Origin of the sequence: Leadbetterella sp. DM7, assembly GCF_040829825.2 — a bacterium.
Classification (GTDB): domain Bacteria; phylum Bacteroidota; class Bacteroidia; order Cytophagales; family Spirosomataceae; genus Leadbetterella.
In genome coordinates this window covers 141,211-161,856 of the sequence record NZ_JBFOLH020000004.1, presented here as the reverse complement: position 1 = coordinate 161,856, position 20,646 = coordinate 141,211, and the positions used below count along the sequence as shown (strand labels likewise).

Sequence of the window (20,646 nt, the reverse complement as noted above, 5' to 3'; positions counted from 1 at the left end):
TGGTAATTACTTAAACAGGGGGAACCACTTCATCCATTCATTAACTTCGGCACGGGTGGTGTTCAACACTTTTTCATTATCGTGGTTCATGAGTACCCGGTCAATCAGCTCCACTATCCGCACAAAATCTTTTTCTTCCAGTCCGCGGGTGGTCATAGCGGCCGTTCCTACCCGGATTCCCGAAGTGGTCATGGCCGGTGCATCATCAAACGGCACCATGTTTTTATTCACCGTAATATCTGCCCGGATCAGGGCATTTTCAGCCAGCTTACCGTTCAGGCCTTTCGGGCGAAGGTCAATCAGCGCCAGGTGGTTATCGGTACCTCCGCTGATCACTTTATAGCCTTTCTCCACAAACGCGTCTGCCATTACTTTGGCATTTTTCTGCACCTGCTGCACATAGGTACCGTAGCTGTCGGTCAGGGCCTCACCAAAGGCCACTGCCTTGGCTGCGATAATGTGCTCCAGCGGGCCGCCCTGTATACCGGGGAACACCGCCGAGTCGAGCAGCGAAGACATGGTTCTTACTTTTCCTTTGGCGGTAGTAATGCCAAACGGGTTTTCAAAGTCATTCCGCATCATAATAACCCCGCCGCGTGTACCCCGGAGGGTTTTATGGGTAGTGGTGGTGACAATATGACAATGGTCAAACGGGTCATTCAGAAGTCCTTTTGCGATCAGGCCGGCCGGGTGGCTGATATCGGCCAGCAGGATAGCTCCTACCCGGTCGGCAATGTTGCGCAGGCGCACATAGTCCCAGTCGCGCGAGTATGCTGACGCTCCGCAGATAATCATCTTAGGTTTCTCTGCCAGGGCGGTTTGTTCTACTTTATCCCAGTTGATGAGACCGGTAGATTCTTCCACCCCGTAAAAGAAAGGCTGGAAATATTTACCGGAAATATTCACCGGCGAACCGTGGGTCAGGTGACCGCCGTGCGAGAGGTTAAAGCCCAGGATCTTATCGCCCGGCTTCAGGCAGGCCAGGAAAACGGCCGTATTGGCCTGCGCACCCGAGTGCGGTTGCACATTGGCCCAGGTCAGGTTAAACAATTCTTTCAGCCGGTCAATGGCCAGCTGCTCCACTTCATCTACTATTTCACAACCACCGTAATAGCGCTTCCCGGGGAGCCCTTCAGCATATTTATTGGTTAAAACACTGCCGGCTGCGGCCATCACCTGCTCGGAAACAAAGTTTTCGGAAGCGATCAGCTCAATCCCGTGGAGCTGTCTTTCGTGCTCTTTTCCGATCAGTTCAAAAATGCGGCTGTCTGCGTAATTGTTCATAAATTTTCTCTGAGAAAGGAGGTTTGTTTAAATCCGCGACAAATTTAAGAGTTCTTTCGGTAGAATCAGAAAAATTTTATGCATTCGTAGCATCCGGCCCGGATTCAGGCACCTGCCGGCGGTTTATAAGCTCTTATCTACCTGTATCTGGTACTTGTCCAGCAGGCCGGCCAGCCCCGATTGCGCAAACCTGGCCTTCTTCAGCCTGTTCCGCTCCGGGTCTATGGAAAAGCCCGAGGCGGTCCGGAAGTCTGCTTTTTCCAGCACACTGTTATCAAAAATAGCCTGCCGCAGGTTGGTATTTTCAAAAACGGCTTCGGAGAGGTCAGCTTCCCCGAAGTCTACCCCTTCCATGTCACAGTTTCTGAATTTTGTTTTACGGAGCCTCAGCCTGAAAAAAGAAGAATGGTCGAGGCGACAGTTCTCAAACGAAAAAGCCAGCCCGAAACCATTGGCTATGTCAAACCGGATTCCCAGCATTTTGGAGTCTTTAAATTTTACTTCCTGGAAAGCGGTAGCGGCCGGTTTGATCATGCTGAGATTACAGCCTTCAAAGACACAATCAATGAATTTAAACCCGGTGAAGTCACCTTCTGTCAGGTCACAGTTGACAAACGTGCAGTTTTCGTATTCTCCCCGCTGCAAGCTGCCCGCCCCTTCAAAAACCTGTGTTTCAAAATACATATTGCCTTGCTGATTATACCGGCAAAGCTACAAGGAACTTTTTTAACTTTTCTTTTTTTATTATATTTACATTTAAACCGGAAAATTATGACTCAGATTCCCGCATATCCCCCAGAAGATACCGGCGTGACATCAGAAACCAACTGAAGATGAGCCTTATGGCTTATTCTTAGCCTCAAAAATCATACTTTAGTAATGCAAAACTGGAAACGTACCTTTGCCATACTGTGGACAGGTCAATTTATATCTATCATTACCAGTAGCCTGGTTAATTTCGCCATTATTTTGTGGCTGAGCATTCAATACGACTCAGCGGTGATCCTGGCCAACTCGGCCATTGCCAGCTTCCTGCCCCAGGCTGTTCTGGGGCTTTTTTCAGGAGTATATGTTGATCGCTGGAACCGGAAGCTCACCATGATGCTGGCCGACGGCTTTATTGCTGCGTGCACCCTGGCCATCTCCATACTTTTTTATTTCGGAGAACCCCAGGTAGGCCTTATTTACCTCCTGATGGCGTTGCGGTCGGCCGGATCGGCCTTTCATATGCCGGCCATGCAGGCGTCAATCCCCCTCCTGGCCCCGGAAGACCAGCTGCTGCGGATTTCGGGTATTAACCAGACCATCCAGTCGGTTTCTACCATCGGCGGGCCGGCCCTGGGCGCCCTGGCCATCACTTACCTCGATATTGAGTACGTACTTTTGTTTGACGTTTTAGGTGCAGCCGTGGCCATTATATCGCTGGTGTTTATCGCTATTCCCAACCCCGAAAAAACAGCAGAGCACGCTGAAAGTGTATTTTTCCAGGTCAGGGAAGGCATCAAAGCGGTGGTTTCCAAGTCGGGTATGGGGCTGCTCTTCCTGTTTTCCATCCTGGTTACCCTGTTCATCATGCCGATTGCCATCCTGTTCCCGCTCATGACCCTTCGTCATTTCGAAGGAGGAAAATTTGAAGTAAGCATAATAGAAGTGATCTGGGGAGTGGGAATGCTGGTGGGCGGAGGTTTCCTGGGCATTTCCAATACCGGGATGAACAAGGTAGCCCTGGTCAATATCACCTACCTGGGACTGGGGCTGGCCCTGGCGTTTTCAGGACTGCTTCCGTCTTCCCAATTTATTTTGTTCGTGGTTCTCACCGGGATCGGCGGCATTGCTTCGTCGGTGTATTATGCCAGCTTCAATACCATTATCCAGGAAAAGATCGAACCGGAAGTGCTAGGCCGGGTATTTGCCATGTTCGGCAGCATTTCGCTGTTCCCTTCAATCATCGGCTTGCTGGGCATAGGCATCTTTGCCGACCACCTGGGCATTAACCAGACTTTCGTGCTGCTGGGTGGCGGAATAGCCTTACTGGGTCTCATCTCTTTCTTTATTCCGAAGATGATGGCTATTGACCGCAAATAGCTATAATCATGACACCACTTCGTGGTTAGGTTGGATTCGTGGTTAGGTTGGATTCGTGGTTAGGTTGGGTTCGTGGTTAGGTTGGGTTCGTGGTTAGGTTGGATTCGTGGTTAGTATGGATAGGTTGACGGCTATTTTCCGGAAGTTCAAAGGGTTGTCATAATGATATTCCGTTTTTTATCTGTGGATACCTGTAGCCATTGGGGCCCTAAAAATCCATGTCGGCGCGGACCCGGATACCCACGCCCGTTACTCCAGGGTGATCCAGGTACGTAAACCGTTTGACCACATCCACCCGGAAAAACTTCAGGATATTGCCTATCCCGAGGCTGCCTTCCATATACGGCTTTTCGTTCAGGCTAAACATGGCCGGCCGGCCTTCCGCATCGGTGGGAAAGGCAAATATGCCGGTACCCGTACCGGGCCGGTTCTGTGCCTGCAGTCCTCCGTACAGGATTTTGAACGTGGCAAATTCCCGCAACTTCAGCCGCGATACCAGGGGTATTTTATTCAGCACAGCACCGTTAAAATTATGTTCGAGCCGTAACGCCACAAAACGGTCTGCTACGAATTCCATAAAATTCATCATATTATACGAAGCCTGCTGGAAGGTGTAGGTCTGGTTGGCCCGCATGATATCGAGCAGGGGAAACGGGAGGTTTTTTCCGAAGGTAGCTCCAGCCTCCAGCGTGGTTTCCATATAGCCCAGCGGCGAAAGCAGGAAGCGCTTATCGATATTCAGGCTCAGCTTCCGGTAATCGTACTTACTGCCGTACAGTCCGCTGAGGCCCCAGGCACCCCGTAACGTAAACACAGGGTATTGGGTGACCAGGCTCGACCGGTTGGTTTTTCCCTGGTAAAACCGCTCGTGCGGCGCATACCTGAATTCGCCCTTTATTTCGGAGGTGGTAAAATTAGTGATCTCCGTGCCTTCTTTAAGATAATTCAGCGATCCTGCAGGATTCTGAACGGTGTGCTCAAAGCCCAGCCGGTACGACAGCCGGTTTTCAAATTCCTGTACATACCGCAGTGTAAACCGTTTGTAGTATACCCACTTGTTCACTTCTCCGCGCGGAATATTCAGCAGGAAGCTGTAGTCTGCCGTATACCGCAGATTATTTCCGGGTATCTCAATGTCGTTCCGGTAACCCGCCATGATGTTTTTCATGGGGAAAACGTACTTGTTTTTGCCGGTAAAAGAATAGGTAACGGTAGCATTGTATTTCCATTTCCGGTCATCAAAGCCATACGCACCGAACCCTTCCAGGAAAATACGGTTGCTGAAGGCGGGCATGGTCCGGCCTCCCAGCCTTAGCCGGAAGCCCTCCAGCTGGTTATGGCCTACAAAAGCCGAGGCGGGCCCCATTTCAAAATATTTACCGGTGTTGAAATAGCCATAGGCCGCCAGTCCGATCAGCGCAGAAACGGTTTTGAACCGGCGGGTTTCTTTCAGGCTGTCGAGCATCCGGTAAATTTTATGATCGTAATCCGATGGCTCGCCGATATCTTCCTGCATACCCTTCCTGACAGGTGTTAAGGGAGCTGCCGCCTCCGGCCGGGTGTTCCGGTAGTCATAATAAGTGACCAGCCGTTCGGTCAGGATCGACTCCCGGCTCTTCGGTGCAACCGAAAACTCCATGGCCATATTGCTGACCGCCAGGTTATACCTTCCCTCGCTGTTCCGGTTAAAGCGCTGGGTAATTTCCAGGTTACGCACCCAATTCAGGTTAATGCCTTTCCCGATACGCAGGTTAATTTCCGTAACCGCGTAGGTATCGAGGTCAACCCGCATATCGCCCCAAAACAGGAAATCGGTAGAATTGCGCGGGGTAAACAGCAGCTTCACCAGCCGTTTCTCCCTTACCTGCACGGTATCGATAATATCGTACATATAAAATGCCGGTGCCAGGTCAGCTATGGGGCTCACAAACTGGTTGGTAATCAGCATCATGTTATTTTCATAGATATCAAAAGGCTGGTAGGCGTGGGCTATGTACATGCGGATGCCTTCGTTATCAAAAATGCTTTCATCGAGTGAAACCGCCTTTTCTTCCAGTACTTTTTTGACCGTCTGCCCTGAATCGGTATGATATTCGTTCAGCAGCTCCTGCACATAAAGCGGCAGAAAAATGCGCCCTTCTACCCGCAGGGAGTCAAAATTCTGTTCGAGTGCCGGAAATAAACGAACCACCGGGTGCTTCAGCAGCCTTTCGCGCCGGTTGACCAGCCCGATCCGTACTTTCTCATGCTCTTTGTACCAGGCGTATCCCGGGTTGCGGTTAAGCGACTTATTTGCTATCACATTCCGGATGAGCTCTACCGCCGGGTTTCCCTTGTTCCGGTATCGGCGCTTTTTTACTTTCACTTCCTGCAGGTGGGTAAAGCCGGCCTGCATTTGTACATCGAGGGTATCGCCCACCTCTTCCAGGCGGTAGATCCGGGTATCATACCCTACGGAAGTGATTCGAAGCGTACGGGCGCTGCTGCCCAGGGTGGCCGTAAAAATGCCCTCCCCGTTGGTTTGCCCCAATGCCTTACCCGCCCAGATAACGGCACCGATCAACGGCTCGCCGGTGGCCGAGTCGCGTACAGCTATACGGATCTGCCTTTCCTGGGCGTGCAGGTGCCCGTAAAGCAGGAAACCTAAAAGAAAAATGACGGGCCCGATATGCCTGATGCGTGTATTCAAAACCTCCTCAGATCTGCAATGTACTTCACTCCCCCCAATGCCTGCATGTACCGTTGAATAACGGCCGTGCGCCGTGCTACGTAGGGACCAGGTTTAGCGGCTGACCATTTGTTCGGGCTGGGCAATACTGCCGCCAGGCGGGCTGCTTCTGCCCGGGTCAGGTTTTTGGCCGGTTTTTTAAATATGCGTTGTGCCGAAGCTTCCGCCCCGAATGTATTTTTCCCCATTTCTGCTACATTCACATAGACTTCCAGGATGCGCCGCTTGCCCCAGATCAGCTCGATCAGGCCGGTGAAGTAAAACTCCAGCGCCTTCCGGAAGTAGCTTCTGCCCTGCCACAGGAAGACATTTTTGGCCACCTGCTGGCTGATGGTGCTGGCTCCCCGCACTTTTTTCCCTTTCTGGTTATTGACATAGGCTTTTTCAAGGGCCTTGAAATCAAAGCCCCAGTGGTTAGGAAAGTTCTGGTCTTCTGCCGCTACGGCGGCCAGGTGCATCTCCCGTGAAATCTCGTTATATGAGCGCCATTTGTAATGGATCTCCGAGTCCTGTCCCCGGAAAAGCGACTTCACTTTCCGGTCAATCATGGTCATGGTAAACGGGACAGGCAGAAATTTAAGCAGGATCACCCCGCCAATGGAAAAAACAAAGAAATAAAAAATTACTTTTACGAACAATTGCTTTACTGAGCCGAGGAGTGTAGTTTTCTTCTTTGCTGCCATATTAATTTTTCCTATAAAAAAAGGTCTACTAAAAGCAGACCTTAGCAAAAATACGATTCTTTTTTACCCCACAGAGCCCTCCAGCGACACCGCCAGCAGCTTCTGCGCCTCTACGGCAAATTCCATAGGAAGCTGGTTCAGCACTTCCTTGGCGTAACCGTTGATAATGAGGGCTACAGCCGTTTCGGTATCAATTCCCCGCTGGTTGCAGTAGAACAGCTGATCTTCCCCGATTTTAGAGGTAGTCGCTTCGTGCTCCACGTTGGCTGTTGGGTTATTGCATTCAATGTACGGGAAAGTATGCGCTCCGCAACGGTCGCCCAGCAACATGGAATCACACTGTGAGAAGTTACGGGCGTTATCGGCCCGCTTCGATATTTCTACCAGCCCCCGGTAGGAGTTCTGGCTTCTTCCGGCTGAAATACCTTTGGAAACGATCCGGCTCCGGGTGTTTTTACCGATATGGATCATCTTTGTACCCGTATCCGCCTGCTGGAAGTTATTGGTCACTGCCACGGAGTAAAATTCACCGATAGAGTGGTCTCCTCTCAGGATAACCGACGGGTATTTCCAGGTCACGGCCGAACCGGTTTCTACCTGGGTCCAGGAGATCTTGGAGTTATTTCCGAAGCACAGGCCTCTTTTGGTTACAAAGTTAAAGACACCGCCTTTTCCTTCTTTATCTCCGGGATACCAGTTTTGCACGGTAGAGTATTTTACTTCCGCATTCTCGTGGGCAAATATCTCTACTACAGCCGCGTGAAGCTGGTTTTCATCCCGGCTGGGGGCTGTACACCCTTCCAGGTAGCTGACATAGGCTCCCTCATCGGCAATGATCAGGGTACGCTCAAACTGCCCGGTACCGGCAGCATTGATCCGGAAGTAGGTAGACAGCTCCATAGGGCATCTTACTCCTTTCGGAATGTAGCAGAACGAACCGTCAGAAAAAACGGCGGAATTCAGGGCCGCATAAAAATTGTCTTTCACCGGAACCACCGAGCCCAGGTATTTCTTCACCAGCTCGGGATGCTCCTGGATAGCCTCAGAAATAGAGCAGAAAATAATGCCTTTTTCCATCAGCTCGGCGCGGAAAGTAGTGGCTACCGATACGGAGTCAATCACCGCATCTACCGCCACACCTGAAATACGCTTCTGCTCGCTGAGTGAAATACCCAGCTTTTCAAAGGTCTTCCGCAGCTCGGGATCCACCTCATCCAGGCTGTTCAGCTTTTTCTGCTGCTTGGGGGCCGAGTAGTATTTGATAGCCTGGAAATCAGGCTTTTCATACGTTACGTTGGCCCAGGCCGGCTCGGTCATTTTTAACCATTCGTTGTAGGCTTTGAGCCTCCATTCCAGCATCCACTCCGGCTCATTCTTTTTGGCTGAAATGAACCGTACGATGTCTTCGCTCAGACCCGGAGGCGCCTCATCGGCCTCGATGTCTGTATAAAACCCGTATTTATATTCCGAGGAGGTGATTTCCTCCAGTATATCTGTATCTTTACTCATAAATGCATACCATTACTATAACTTAACACGCAAACCTGCAAATATGTTTCGGAGAATGAAAAAACTTAATCGGATACCTTAAAACGCAGCTCTACTTCATCCGCCACAAGGGTTCCGTAGGTAACATTCCGGGCTATCCCGGAAAAAGAAGACTTTTTGATCTCTTTCACTTCCAGGGTCAGGTTTTCAAAAGCCTGGCCGGCAATCGTGAAGTTGGCCAGCTTAATCTGATCCGCGTTTTCTGAAAGTGTCCATGAAGAAGATATATCCTCAAAGTTTGAACATTTTTTATCGGTATCCTCCAAGGTATAGGTTCCGTTGCTATAAAGTGTTAACAAATTATCTGCCCAGCATTCGTAGAGCGCCATTAACGAAACAGAGGCCCCCTCCTTATCCCTGGCTTCGGCAAAGCTCAGCTTCCACTTTTTCGACTCCGTACCGGCCAGCCTTTCCATGGGCGTTCCCTGAGTTTCCGGATCGTCTTTCTTACAGGCCAGGGCCGTTAAAAACAATATACATACGAGCGTGATCTTTTTCATGTATTTAAAAGTTTAAAATAGTGTGTGCCGCGGTTTTCGAGGCTTCACGGTCTCCCAGCGTTTCCGTCAGGATTTTATACTCATTTAACTGCCTTTCCCGGAATTTATTATCCGAAAGCAGCTTTTTCAGCTCATTTCCGGTGTTTTCCGTCGTGTATTCTCCCTGTATAAGCTCTTTCACCACTTCCTTATCCGCCACCAGGTTCACCAGTGAAATAAAACGGATCTTCACCAGCAGGCGGGCAATGGCATAGGTAAGCGCACTGGTTTTATACACCACCACTTCCGGCACCCGGAACAGGGCGGTTTCCAGGGTAGCAGTACCGGAGGTCACCACGGCGGCATCGGCTACGGAAAGCAGGTCGTAGGTGCGGTCAAACACCAGCTGAAATGTTCCTCCCTGCGAAGTATAGAATGCGCGCGGGAAGGTGGAGATCCCGGCAATCACCCACTGATACTCCGGCAGGGTGCGGGTCAGTTCAGCCATGGTTTTCAGCATGGCCTCAATCTCCTGTTTCCGGCTGCCCGGCAGCAGCGCAACCACCGGTTTGCTTCCCCGGTCAGCCAGGAAAGCGGGATCGGGCCTGAACTGCCGGATCTCGTCAAAAAGCGGGTTACCCACATATTTTACGGGTACACCGTATTGTTCAAAAAAAGGCACTTCAAAAGGGAAAATGGCCAGCGTAAGATCGGTGTATTTCCGCAGCTGGTGCACACGGCTTTTGTTCCAGGCCCAGGCCTTGGGCGCAATGTAATAAAAGACGCGTATGCCCCGGGCTTTGGCCCACCTGGCCAGCCGGAGGTTAAAGCCGGCATAGTCTACCAGGATCAGCGCATCGGGGCTGAAGGCTTCAATCTGCTGCTGTGCCAGGCGCATGAAGCCCCTGATCTTTCCCAGGTTTTTCAGCACTTCCCAAAAGCCCATAAAGGCCAGCTCCTCGTAGCGCTGCAGTATCTGTACACCGGCCCCCCGCATCTTTTCCCCGCCCCAGCCGCGCAGCTCCACAGCCGGGTCAAGCTGCCGCATGGCGGCCGCCAGGTTACCTGCGTGCAGGTCGCCCGATCTTTCTCCGGCTACGATAAAATATTTCATTTCCCAAAATATTCTACAAAATGGTTGGCGGTTTCCGTCAGCTTGATCCGGTACAGCTCAACACCGTATTTTTCCCGGAGCACGGGTTGCAAAATTTTCCATACGGCCATGGCAAAATTCTCGGTAGTGGGGAGCTTCCCCTTCAGGAATTCCACATCTTCATTCAGATAGGTGTGATCTACTTTTGAAATGACCTCTTCGCGCATGGTCCGGCTGAGCGCTTTGAGATCGATCACAAAGCCGGTTTCCTCGCTCACTTCTCCTTCTACCGTTACAAAGAGCTCCCAGTTATGCCCGTGAACCCGTGAACAGGGCCCGAAAACCCCGAAATTCTTCTCCTCCGACCACCGCGGGTTATACAGCCTGTGCGCCGCGTTAAATGTCTCTCTTCTTGTTATCTGAATCATCACTGCAAAGTTCAGAGGGCAAAATTATTCTCAAAATCCGAGATTACACAATATCCGGCAGAATTAGTCTGCAAAAGCCGGGCTGTAGCGCCTTTTTTCTTTTTAAGCTTATTTTAACTTCAAGTAAAATTCAATTAAATCTGGTGCTCAGGCCTTTAAAAAGCTTCCCCGGGCACTACAAATGCTTTTACTTTGCATGACAATAAACCCGGAGGGGCCGGCCTGAACTGAACCTGTTATAAATCATTCATTGCGCTACATACACCGGGAAATCCCCCTCCTGCAGTAATTTCAAAACGACAAGGATAATGAAAGAAATCGTAAAGATCTTATGGCTGATCAGCGGCTTAGCCTTCCTGTTTACCGGATGTAAAGAAGAAGAAAAAGAAGACCCCGGACTGGCGAAGTGAAAAATGCCCGGGCCAATGTGGAAGTGGAAAAGGCCCGGCTGCAAACGGCCCAGATCGAGCTGACCCGCCTGCAGCCCCTGGTGGATAACGAAGTTATTTCTGACGTGCAGCTGAAAACCGCCCAGTCGAATTACGAGGTGGCCAAGGCCTCGCTGGCGCGCGCCCAGGCCCAGGAGGCCACCGCCCGCATCAACATGGGCTTCACCACCATAAAAGCTCCTGTAAACGGGTATATCGGGCGTATTCCGAAGCGTATCGGCAACCTGGTGGCCAAAAACGACAGCCAGCCCATCACCGTGCTGTCAGACATAGAAGAGGTATACGTTTACTTTACGATGAGTGAGTCGGATTATCTTTTCTTCAAAAAGATGAGCCAGGATTCAACAGCCAAAAAGATCAACCCCAATGTAAAGCTGGTGCTGGCCGACGGTTCGGTTTATGAGCTGCCGGGGCGTATGGATGCCGATGCCGGCCAGGTGAACCGTTCAACCGGGGCCATATCGCTGCGGGCCACTTTCTCTAACCCCGGCAAGCTGCTGCGGTCGGGAAATACCGGGAAGATCCTCATGGAACAGCTGCACCCCAATGTGCTGCTGATGCCGCAGGTAGCCACCTCGGTGATCCAGGACAGGACCTTTGTTTTCCGGCTGAAAAGCGATAATACCGTAGAACGGGTGCTGATCACTATCGAAGGAAAATCAGGCAAAAACTACATCGTAGCAGACCATAACCTGAAAGAGGGAGACCGGATTGTGACTTCGGGACTCGACAAATTAACAGAAGGCATTAAGCTAAGCCCTATGACCGAAACCCAGATTCTTAGCCAGAAAACCAGATAAACGCATTTTTATGTTTAAATACATTTTAAGCAGGCCGGTGCTCGCTTCTGTCATTTCATTGCTGATCCTGATCTCCGGACTGATCTCTATTACGCGCCTGCCGGTGACCCGCTTCCCGGATATTGCGCCTCCCAGTGTAAGCATCAGCGTATCCTATCCCGGTGGTAACGCCGAAACCGTCGCCAAGTCGGTGCTCCTGCCGCTGGAAGAGGCGGTGAACGGGGTGGAGAATATGACCTACATCAAGTCGAGCGCAAATAACTCGGGCTCGGGCTCCATCTCTGTTTTTTTCAAGCCGGGCACCGATCCCGATATTGCCGCTGTCAATGTTCAGAACAGCATTTCGCAGGCGGTTAACCAGATACCGGCCGAAGTAAATGAAGCGGGGATCTCCGTGGTCAAAAGACAGAGTGGGAGCATCATGACCATCAATATCTTCAGCGATAAGGCCGATGGCCCCTACGACGAAACTTTTCTGCAGGCCTATGCCCGGATCAACGTTATCCGGGAGATCCTGCGGGTGGAAGGCGTAGCGCAGGCCACGCTTCTCGGCGGGCGCGACTATTCCATGCGGATCTGGCTTAACCCGGAGAAGCTGGCCGTTTACGGGCTTATTCCGCAGGAGGTGATCAGCGCCATTCGGCAACAGAACTTTGAAGCTGCCCCCGGTAAATTCGGAGAGGCCTCTTACGAGGTTTTCGAGGCGGTTCTGAAGCACAAGGGGCGTTTCAGCGAGCCCGAAGAACACGAGTGCATACCCATACGCACCAACCAGGACGGCTCTGTGCTGTACCTTAAAGACGTGGCCCGGGTAGAGTTCGGCTCTTCCAACTACGGCAGCGACAACAAGGTCAACGCCCGGCCGGGTATCACCATCAACGTGTCGCAAACCAACAACTCCAACGCCAAGGTCATCGACCAGAAAGTACGGGAGGTGCTGGAAAACACCGCCCGGCTGTTTCCTGAAGGCATTTCCTACGATATTTCCTACAGTGTCCGTGAACAGATCGACGAATCCATCCACCAGGTGATCAAAACCCTGTTTGAAGCCTTTATCCTGGTTTTTATCACGGTTTTTATCTTCCTGCAGAATTACCGGGCTACGCTTATCCCGGCCGTTGCTATCCCGGTTTCTCTTATCGGAACGTTCTTTTTCCTCGACCTGATGGGCTTTCCCATCAATGTGCTCACCATGTTTGCCCTGGTGCTGTCTATCGGTATCGTGGTAGATGACGCCATTGTGGTGGTGGAGGCGGTGTATCATAAAATGCACAGCAAAAAGATGAAGACCTACCCGGCCACGGTAGAAGCCATGAACGAGATCTCAAAGGCGCTGATTTCCATTACCCTGGTGATGGCCGCGGTGTTTCTGCCGGTGGGCTTCCTTGAAAGCCCCGTAGGCCTGTTTTACCGCCAGTTTGCCTACACGCTTGTAGCAGCCGTATTCATTTCGACCATTAATGCGCTTACGCTCAGCCCCGTGCTGTGCTCGCTGCTGCTCAGGCCTGCCGACGAAGACACCGAAGGCAAAAGCACATTTGCCCGCTACAGAGACCGCCTGTTCAAAAGCTTTAACTACGGTTTTGAGGCCTTTACCGACCGGTATACCGGGATTGTGCGGTGGACCACCGCCCATAAAAAAATGAGCCTGCTCGGGCTGGCCGTGGTGTTCCTTCTCACGTATCTTTTGTTTGCCGTAACACCCCGGTCGTTCATCCCTACAGAAGACGACAGCTTCCTGACCTACTCCCTGGCCATGCCCTCGGGCTCTTCGCTGAACCGGACCACCGAAGCCATCACCCAGGCCGACCGCATCATTCAGAAGCATGCTGCCGTGGCATCGGTGAACAGTATTTCAGGCTATAACGTGATTGACGGCTCAACCAGTCCTTCGTTCGGAATGGGGTACATCAACCTCAGGCCCATTGCCGAAAGACAGTCTATCCACCGGGTGATTGACGACCTCCGCAAACAGCTGGGTACGGTTACCGATGCCCGGATCTCGGTATTTGTCCGGCCTACCGTTCAGGGTTTTGGTGACTTTGACGGGATTGAGCTGGTGCTGCATGACCGGCTGGGCGGGGAGTTTTCGAATTTCAGCCAGGTGGCTGACGAGTTTATCCGGGAAATGAACCGGCTTCCCCAGATTAAAAACGCCTTTACTTCGTTTAAAGCCGATTTCCCCCAATACGAAATCACCATTGATTACCTGAAAGCCAAGGCCCTGGGTGTAAAGAACAATAAGGGGGAAATGATCCCGATCAATACGCTGATCCGGGTAAACCGGGTGTTCGGGCCCGAGATAGTCACCCGTTATAACCTGTTTAACGGCATCAGCATCAAGGCTTCGCCCGCACCGGGATACAGCTCCGGTGATGCCATTGCGGCGGTTGAAAAGCTGGCGGCTCAGAAAATACCGGCCAGCTACAACTACGAGTGGACGGGCATCAGCCTGGAAGAGAAGGGAGCCGGCTCGCAAACGGCCCTGATCTTTGCCCTGAGCATCATTTTCGTTTACTTTTTGTTATCCGCTCAATACGAAAACTATATCATTCCGCTGGCTGTATTGCTGTCTATTCCCACGGGTATCCTGGGCGTATTTGCTTTCATCAACCTGGCCGGGCTGGAAAACAACATTTATGTGCAGGTGGGGCTGATCATGCTGATCGGGCTGCTGGCTAAAAATGCCATCCTGATCGTGGAATACGGCATACAGAGTCGCAAGCAGGGTGCCACAGCCCTTGAAGCCGCCCTGACCGCCGCAAGGCTCCGGCTAAGGCCCATTATCATGACCTCGCTGGCTTTTGTGGCGGGGCTTATCCCGCTGATGGTTTCGGTAGGGCCTTCTGCCATCGGCAATAAATCGGTCAGCATCAGTGCCGCCGGGGGCATGCTCTTCGGGATCTTGCTGGGGCTGTTTATCATCCCGCTCCTTTACCTGCTGTTCCAGGTATTGCATAGCTGGGCGGAGGCTGGAAATAAAACAATTACCGGAAGGCTCTCAGCTCTTCCGGTCTTTCCCGTTCCTTTTTTCTGAAACCTCCTGGATCAGGTCAGCCACCAGGCCGGTCCAACCGGTCTGATGAGAGGTTCCCAGCCCTTTGCCGGTGTCACCGTGAAAATACTCGTTGTACAGGTAATACGGGGTAAAGTTTTTGTCTTTGTCAAAGAGTTCCACCCCGCCGTTGTACGGCCGGTGCCCGTTTTTATCGCGGAACAGGTCGATCAGCCGTTCCGATATCTGGAAGGCCGCCTCTTTAAGGGTAATGATTTCCCCCGAGTCCGTGGGGTACTCCACCTCATAATGCTCCCCGTAATATTCCGAATATTTGTGCAGGGAATCAATGATGAGGTAATTCAGCGGGAACCAGATCGGGCCACGCCAGTTGGAGTTCCCTCCCATGATAGAAAGGTCGGATTCTCCGGGGGTATAGGTTACCGTCAGCCGCTCACCATGGAGGTTGAAATGGTAGGGATTCTCCAGGTGATATTTCGACAATGAGCGTATGCCGTAATCCGACAGGAACTCGGTTTCGTCAAAGAGCCGCTTAAAGACCATCTTCATCCGGTGCCCCCGCAGCAGCGACAGCAGGTGGGTTTCTCCCTTACCGGGTTCATACCACCGCGAGATCAGGGCGGCCAGGTCGGCCCGGTTGGCCAGGATCCATTCGAGCCGGCGCTTGAAATCGGGCAGCTTTTCGAGCATCTCGTCATCAATGACCTCTACCGCGCACAAGGGGATCAGCCCCACCAGCGAGCGGATCTTCAGGAAGAGCGTACGGTTATCGTTGGAGAAGATTTTATCGTAATAAAACTGGTCGTCTTCGTCCCACAGGCCGAGACCCGATTTGTCCATCGGGGTGTTGATGGCTGCTGCAATGTGCAGGAAGTGCTCAAAGAATTTGGAAGCCATATCCTGGTAAGCCGGTCTTTCAATGGCTATTTCCATGGCTATGCGCAGCATATTGAGCGTATAGATGGCCATCCAGCCGGTGGCATCGGCCTGCTGCAGCTTCACACCGGGAATCTGCGCGTTCCGGTCAAACACCCCGATATTATCCAGGCCCAGGAAGCCGCCGCCGAAAATGTTATTGCCATCATCGTCTTTCTGGTTCACCCACCAGGTGAAGTTCAGCAGGAGCTTATGAAAAACCCTTTCCAGGAACACGATGTCGCCTTTGCCATTGTTCATCCGCTTATCGTGCTCGTACACCTGCAGGGTGGCCCATGCGTGCACGGGCGGGTTCACATCCGAAAAGTTCCATTCGTAGGCCGGGATCTGCCCGTTAGGGTGCATGTAGTACTCGCGCAACACCACCGACAGCTGCCGTTTGGCAAAGTCAGGGTCTACCTTGGCCAGGGTAACTGTATGAAAGGCCAGGTCCCAGGCAGCAAACCAGGGGTATTCCCATTTATCGGGCATAGAAAGGATATTGGCCATATAGGCGTGATGCCAGCTGGCATTCCTTTCGTAATCGCGTCCCCTGAAATCAAAAGGCATTTTGGGATCCCCTTTCAGCCATTGATTGATGTTGTAATAGTAAAACTGCTTGCTCCACAGCATACCGGCAAAAGCCTGGCGCTGAATGTTCCTGAGCTCTTTGTCTTTTACTTCTTCCTGCAATATTCCGTAGAAATCTTCGGCGTCTTTCTTCCGGTCTTCAAAGACCTGGTCAAAATCTTCAAACGGGTTATGCAGCATGGTTTTGGTGGTAAACCGGAGGCAAACCGTAGTTGATCCGCCGGCTTTCACCATGCGTTTGTAACGGGCGGCCACTTTTGTTCCTATCTTGTTGGGATTGACCGCTTCCCTGGCATCCCGGATGATATACTCGTGAAAGGCATCTTTGACATAGGGCGTCTCGTTTGGCGTTCCGTATACCCGCTTATTGTTCGTATTGTTCTCGGTAAAGATCAGTTCATCGGCTTCTTTGCAATACAGCTTCATCCGGCTGAAATACTGGTGATATACTTCTACCTGGCTGTTGGATATACCGGTCAGGATAGGTTTTTTCTCAAATTCCTTGTATCCCCATGACCAGGTATTCCTGAACCAGAGGGTAGGCAGCAGGGTCAACGGCGCCGCCCTGGTGCTCCGGTTATGGGCTGTGATTTTAATACAGATATCGTCTTTTTCGGCTTTGGCGTATTCTATGAAAATATCGAAATATTCGTTTTTATCGAAAACGCCCGTGTCTACCAGCTCAAATTCGTCTTCGCGGCGCCCCCTTTTCCGGTTTTCAGCTTTCAGGATATCGTAAGGGAAAACCGCCATAGGATACTTGTACAGCATCTTCATATACGAATGGGTCGGGGTGCTGTCGAGGTAATAGTACAGCTCCTTGACGTCTTCTCCGTGGTTCGCCTCGTTATTGGTAAGCCCGAAAAGCCGCTCCTTTAAAATCGGGTCTTTGTGGTTCCAGAAGGCAAATGCCAGGCATATGTGCTGTTTGTTGTCGGAAATCCCTCCTATGCCGTCCTCTCCCCAGCGGTAAGCCCGTGAACGGGAGAGATCATGGCTTACATAATTCCATGCATCGCCGTTGCGGCTGTAATCTTCTCTAACCGTTCCCCACTGCCGTTCTGACAGGTAAGGCCCCCACTTTTTCCAACCTTTGTTGTCACTCCGTTCCAAAAGCCTGTGCTTTTCCACGTTGGACATCATCTTTTCAATTTTCACTATTTAACTGCTTAAGGATTGGCCAATATTACACAAAAATATTGCTCAGCCTGCTAACCGGGCCGATTTTCTCTAAAAACAAAAGGATATTTCCTTAATATCAAAATTTTTCCTGGGAAGTTCAGACTCCACGATCAGCTGGCCGGTCTCTGAAATACCGCGGATAATGCCCGTAAATTTCGTATCGCCGGAAATATACTCCCGCTCTTCATTGAGACCCAGTAAAACCGGCAGGTATTCCCGGCGCAGGTCGTCTCCCTGCTGAAGCCGCAGGTAATACTGTTCAAAATAAAAGCATACCTGTTCGGCCAGGGTATCCCGGTCAACGGTGCAACCCTCCAGGCTCAGGGAAGAAGCCTGCAGGTTGCCGAATGTATTCTGGCTGATATTAATGCCAATACCCACCACCGACGATCTCAGGCGCGACTCCCGCAGGATATTCTCAATCAGGATACCGCCGATCTTCCGGTTGCCGGCATACAGGTCATTAGGCCATTTTACCCGGGCATTGGCCAGGCCGGCAGACCGTAAAGCCGCATGCACTCCCAGGGCTGCACATAGACTGAGGTCAAACTGGCGGGCCACATCGAGAAACGAGGTATCGAGCAGGAGGCTCATCATTAGGTTTTTACCCGGCTCACCCTCCCATTGGGTACCCCGCTGTCCGCGGCCCTTGCTCTGGTAGTCTGTGATCACCAGGGTGCCGTCAGTAAAAGTACCGTTCTGGCTTAATCCGGAAGCTACGTCATTGGTAGAATGACAATGTGGCAGATAAATTTGTTTTTGACCGACAAATAAACTTTTGGGCTGAAGTTTGAGCAAAATAAATTAATTTAGCGTTTTGAGTAAAAGGGGTCTGGTTTCCCGGCTCCAAAATTAACAATTAAGATTTTTGAATGAAGAAAAAGTTTTCAAGTGAGGCCTTATGTGATCTAATAATAAACGGAATACAGGAAAAGAAGGGATTTGATATTGTTAAACTGGATTTAAGAAAGGTACCCGGTGCCATAACCGACTTTTTTGTTATATGCTCCGGCGGGTCCGACACCCAGATCGGAGCTATTGCTGATTCTGTAGATGAAGAGGTCTTCAAATCTTCCCAGGAACTTCCCTGGCATAAAGAGGGTTTCTCCAACAGGGAATGGATCCTGCTGGATTACGTGAACGTGGTAGTTCATATATTCAGGAAAGACCGCCGGGAGTTTTACGACCTGGAAAGCCTTTGGGGCGACGCCGATTTCTCTTATTACGGAGATACCCTGGTGCCTTCGAAAGTACCCCTCCAATAACAATGTACCAAAATTTTAACGAAGTAAATTATGTCTGACGATAATAATAAAAGCCAGCCCAATTCACCACGGAAGAAGATCAACCCTACCCCGCCGGGCGGTATGCAGGGCTGGATGGTAGCCACGCTTATTCTTGCCATTATGGGCCTGCTCTTCTTCAATTCCAAAAGTGCGCTTCCTACCGTTCCTTATAAAACGTTCGAGGAAATGGTCACTAACCAGGAAGTGGAAGCCCTGGCTATCGTAAAAGGGAAAAAAATGGTGGAGATCTCACTCAACCAGAAGGGCCTCAACAATCCTGCGTACCGGAGCAAGCTGGGCAATGCCAAGTTTTCCAAAGGGCCGCACCTGGAAATGAGCGTGGTTTCGGATGATTCGTTCATGAGCAGCTTTACAACTTTCCTGAAAGAAAGCAACCTGCCTGACGACTACAAGAGCAAGCTTTACCCCGAGTCGGTGGAAAGAAGCGATTACATGCAGATCTTCCTCTCTTTGTTCCCGTGGCTGTTCCTTTTCGGTCTCATGTATTTCCTGATGAGCCGGATGTCAGGCGGTGGTCCCGGCGGTGCCATATTCAATATCGGCAAGTCGAAAGCCGCCCTGTTTGATGCCGATAACCGCGTGAAAATAACGTTTGCCGATGTTGCCGGCCTCGATGAAGCCAAGGAAGAGCTGACCGAAATCGTGGAATTCCTGAAAAAACCGGGCAAATACACCGAGCTGGGGGGTAAAATACCGAAAGGTGCCCTGCTGGTGGGCCCTCCGGGTACGGGTAAGACCCTGATGGCCAAAGCCGTGGCCGGTGAGGCCAGCGTGCCGTTCTTCTCGCTTTCAGGCTCTGACTTTGTGGAGATGTTTGTGGGTGTGGGCGCTGCCCGGGTACGTGACCTCTTCAAGCAGGCCAAAGAAAAAGCACCGTGTATCATCTTTATTGACGAGATCGACGCCGTAGGCCGGAGCCGTGGAAAAGGCGCTATGCCGGGTGGAAACGATGAACGTGAAAATACGCTTAACTCGCTGCTGGTAGAGATGGACGGTTTCGGTTCTGATACCGGTATTATCATCCTGGCAGCCACCAACCGTCCTGACGTGCTGGATGCCGCCCTGCTGAGACCCGGCCGGTTTGACCGCCAGATCTCTGTGGATGTACCCGATATTAACGGCCGTGAAGCCATCTTTAAAGTTCACCTGAAGCCGGTAAAAGCCGCTGCAGAAGTAGATGCCAAGAAGCTGGCCGCCCAGACACCCGGTTTTGCCGGGGCTGAAATTGCCAACGTATGTAATGAAGCAGCCCTGCTGGCTGCCCGGAGAGGAAAGCAGCAGGTGGAGATGAAAGATTTCCAGGATGCCATTGACCGGGAGATCGGTGGATTGGAGAAGCGGAATAAGCTGATATCGCCGGAAGAAAAAGAGATCGTGGCCTACCACGAAGCCGGGCACGCCATTGCCGGCTGGTTCCTGGAGCACGCCAACCCGCTGGTAAAAGTGAGCATCGTGCCCCGGGGCATTGCCGCCCTGGGCTATGCCCAGTACCTGCCGAAAGAGCAGTATCTCTACCGTACCGAACAGCTTTTTGACGAAATGTGTATGGCCCTCGGTGGCCGTGCCGCTGAAGAAGTGGTGTTCGGCAAAATCTCTACCGGCGCCCTGAGCGACCTGGAAAAGATCACCAAAATGGCCTACAGCATGGTGACCATTTACGGTATGAACGATAAGCTGGGCCACATTTCGTACTACGACTCCAAAGGACAAAACGAGTATTCGTTCTCCAAGCCGTATTCGGAAAGTACAGCCCAGCTGATCGATGAAGAAGTGAAGAAGCTGATCGACCTGGCGTATTCTACCACCAAAGACCTGCTGGTTGAAAAACGTCACCAGCTGGACCTGCTGGCCAAAGCCCTCCTGGAAAGGGAGATCATTTACCAGCACGACCTGGTGGAGATCATCGGTGAAAGGCCGTTCGATAAGCCAACGGTTTACCAGGAGTTCCTGGACAAAAAAGACCCGGAAGCCGCACAGGTTTCCGACCCCAGACCGGAAGATCAGACTACAGAAAAAGAAGCATAAAAAAAGCCCGGGTGACCGGGCTTTTTTATTATG

At 51.4% G+C, this 20,646-nt stretch carries 15 protein-coding genes; 5 read left to right on the top strand and 10 right to left on the bottom strand.

Features of this window, described 5'->3' with window-relative positions:
• Positions 1-6: 6 nt before the first annotated feature.
• Together glyA and AB2U10_RS06270 are read right to left on the bottom strand one after the other, a co-directional pair.
• Positions 7-1,284, bottom strand: a complete 1,278-nt coding sequence (glyA, locus tag AB2U10_RS06275; RefSeq protein WP_367913494.1) for a serine hydroxymethyltransferase — start codon at positions 1,282-1,284, stop codon at positions 7-9.
• A gap of 123 nt (positions 1,285-1,407) precedes the next feature.
• Positions 1,408-1,968 carry a pentapeptide repeat-containing protein gene (locus AB2U10_RS06270; RefSeq protein WP_367913493.1) on the bottom strand — a complete coding sequence of 187 codons (561 nt, stop codon included), beginning with the start codon at positions 1,966-1,968 and terminating at the stop codon, positions 1,408-1,410.
• Between the two features lie 195 nt (positions 1,969-2,163).
• Between AB2U10_RS06270 and AB2U10_RS06265 the strand changes: the two genes are divergently transcribed.
• Positions 2,164-3,369 (top strand): MFS transporter, encoded by a 1,206-nt coding sequence (locus tag AB2U10_RS06265; protein ID WP_367913492.1) that lies wholly within the window; start codon positions 2,164-2,166, stop codon positions 3,367-3,369.
• A gap of 208 nt (positions 3,370-3,577) precedes the next feature.
• Here AB2U10_RS06265 and AB2U10_RS06260 read toward each other — a convergent pair whose 3' ends face one another.
• The 6 genes from AB2U10_RS06260 to AB2U10_RS06235 form a co-directional block, all read right to left on the bottom strand.
• On the bottom strand, positions 3,578-6,058 hold the full coding sequence (locus AB2U10_RS06260; protein WP_367913491.1) for a DUF5686 family protein: 2,481 nt from the start codon (positions 6,056-6,058) through the stop codon (positions 3,578-3,580).
• A complete protein-coding gene (gene mtgA, locus AB2U10_RS06255) occupies positions 6,055-6,780 on the bottom strand; it encodes a monofunctional biosynthetic peptidoglycan transglycosylase (protein ID WP_367913490.1) in 726 nt (241 codons plus the stop codon). Before mtgA ends, AB2U10_RS06260 begins: the two co-directional genes overlap by 4 nt.
• 63 nt (positions 6,781-6,843) lie before the next feature.
• A complete protein-coding gene (gene sufB, locus AB2U10_RS06250; RefSeq protein ID WP_367913489.1) occupies positions 6,844-8,289 on the bottom strand; it encodes a Fe-S cluster assembly protein SufB in 1,446 nt (481 codons plus the stop codon).
• Between the two features lie 65 nt (positions 8,290-8,354).
• Complete coding sequence (locus AB2U10_RS06245; protein WP_367913488.1) at positions 8,355-8,828, bottom strand: hypothetical protein; 474 nt, start codon at positions 8,826-8,828, stop codon at positions 8,355-8,357.
• Between the two features lie 4 nt (positions 8,829-8,832).
• Positions 8,833-9,921, bottom strand: a complete 1,089-nt coding sequence (gene lpxB / locus AB2U10_RS06240) for a lipid-A-disaccharide synthase (protein ID WP_367913487.1) — start codon at positions 9,919-9,921, stop codon at positions 8,833-8,835.
• Entirely contained in the window at positions 9,918-10,328 is a 411-nt protein-coding gene (locus AB2U10_RS06235) for a 6-pyruvoyl trahydropterin synthase family protein (protein ID WP_367913486.1), read from the bottom strand. The genes lpxB and AB2U10_RS06235 overlap by 4 nt, the downstream gene beginning before the upstream one ends.
• 406 nt (positions 10,329-10,734) lie before the next feature.
• Here AB2U10_RS06235 and AB2U10_RS06230 point away from each other — a divergent pair, with 406 nt between their 5' ends.
• Entirely contained in the window at positions 10,735-11,577 is an 843-nt protein-coding gene (locus tag AB2U10_RS06230; protein WP_367913485.1) for an efflux RND transporter periplasmic adaptor subunit, read from the top strand.
• A gap of 10 nt (positions 11,578-11,587) precedes the next feature.
• Positions 11,588-14,614 (top strand): efflux RND transporter permease subunit, encoded by a 3,027-nt coding sequence (locus AB2U10_RS06225; RefSeq protein ID WP_367913484.1) that lies wholly within the window; start codon positions 11,588-11,590, stop codon positions 14,612-14,614.
• Here AB2U10_RS06225 and AB2U10_RS06220 read toward each other — a convergent pair.
• A complete protein-coding gene (locus tag AB2U10_RS06220; protein WP_367913702.1) occupies positions 14,579-17,242 on the bottom strand; it encodes an MGH1-like glycoside hydrolase domain-containing protein in 2,664 nt (887 codons plus the stop codon). The genes AB2U10_RS06225 and AB2U10_RS06220 overlap by 36 nt on opposite strands.
• Before the next feature lie 87 nt (positions 17,243-17,329).
• A complete protein-coding gene (locus tag AB2U10_RS06215; RefSeq protein WP_367913483.1) occupies positions 17,330-18,079 on the bottom strand; it encodes a biotin--[acetyl-CoA-carboxylase] ligase in 750 nt (249 codons plus the stop codon).
• A 74-nt stretch (positions 18,080-18,153) separates the two neighbouring features.
• Here AB2U10_RS06215 and rsfS point away from each other — a divergent pair, with 74 nt between their 5' ends.
• Positions 18,154-18,546 (top strand): ribosome silencing factor, encoded by a 393-nt coding sequence (gene rsfS, locus AB2U10_RS06210; RefSeq protein WP_367913482.1) that lies wholly within the window; start codon positions 18,154-18,156, stop codon positions 18,544-18,546.
• 30 nt (positions 18,547-18,576) lie between these two features.
• Positions 18,577-20,613: an ATP-dependent zinc metalloprotease FtsH gene (gene ftsH, locus AB2U10_RS06205; RefSeq protein WP_367913481.1), complete on the top strand. Its 2,037-nt coding sequence runs from the start codon at positions 18,577-18,579 to the stop codon at positions 20,611-20,613.
• The last annotated feature ends 33 nt before the right edge of the window (positions 20,614-20,646 follow it).

Coding starts and splice junctions, on each gene's coding strand:
- glyA (WP_367913494.1), bottom strand. CDS start 1,284: ATGAACAATTACGCAGACAGCCGCATTTTTGAACTGATCGGAAAAGAG.
- AB2U10_RS06270 (WP_367913493.1), bottom strand. CDS start 1,968: ATGTATTTTGAAACACAGGTTTTTGAAGGGGCGGGCAGCTTGCAGCGG.
- AB2U10_RS06265 (WP_367913492.1), top strand. CDS start 2,164: ATGCAAAACTGGAAACGTACCTTTGCCATACTGTGGACAGGTCAATTT.
- mtgA (WP_367913490.1), bottom strand. CDS start 6,780: ATGGCAGCAAAGAAGAAAACTACACTCCTCGGCTCAGTAAAGCAATTG.
- sufB (WP_367913489.1), bottom strand. CDS start 8,289: ATGAGTAAAGATACAGATATACTGGAGGAAATCACCTCCTCGGAATAT.
- AB2U10_RS06245 (WP_367913488.1), bottom strand. CDS start 8,828: ATGAAAAAGATCACGCTCGTATGTATATTGTTTTTAACGGCCCTGGCC.
- lpxB (WP_367913487.1), bottom strand. CDS start 9,921: ATGAAATATTTTATCGTAGCCGGAGAAAGATCGGGCGACCTGCACGCA.
- AB2U10_RS06235 (WP_367913486.1), bottom strand. CDS start 10,328: ATGATTCAGATAACAAGAAGAGAGACATTTAACGCGGCGCACAGGCTG.
- AB2U10_RS06225 (WP_367913484.1), top strand. CDS start 11,588: ATGTTTAAATACATTTTAAGCAGGCCGGTGCTCGCTTCTGTCATTTCA.
- AB2U10_RS06220 (WP_367913702.1), bottom strand. CDS start 17,242: ATGATGTCCAACGTGGAAAAGCACAGGCTTTTGGAACGGAGTGACAAC.
- rsfS (WP_367913482.1), top strand. CDS start 18,154: ATGAAGAAAAAGTTTTCAAGTGAGGCCTTATGTGATCTAATAATAAAC.
- ftsH (WP_367913481.1), top strand. CDS start 18,577: ATGTCTGACGATAATAATAAAAGCCAGCCCAATTCACCACGGAAGAAG.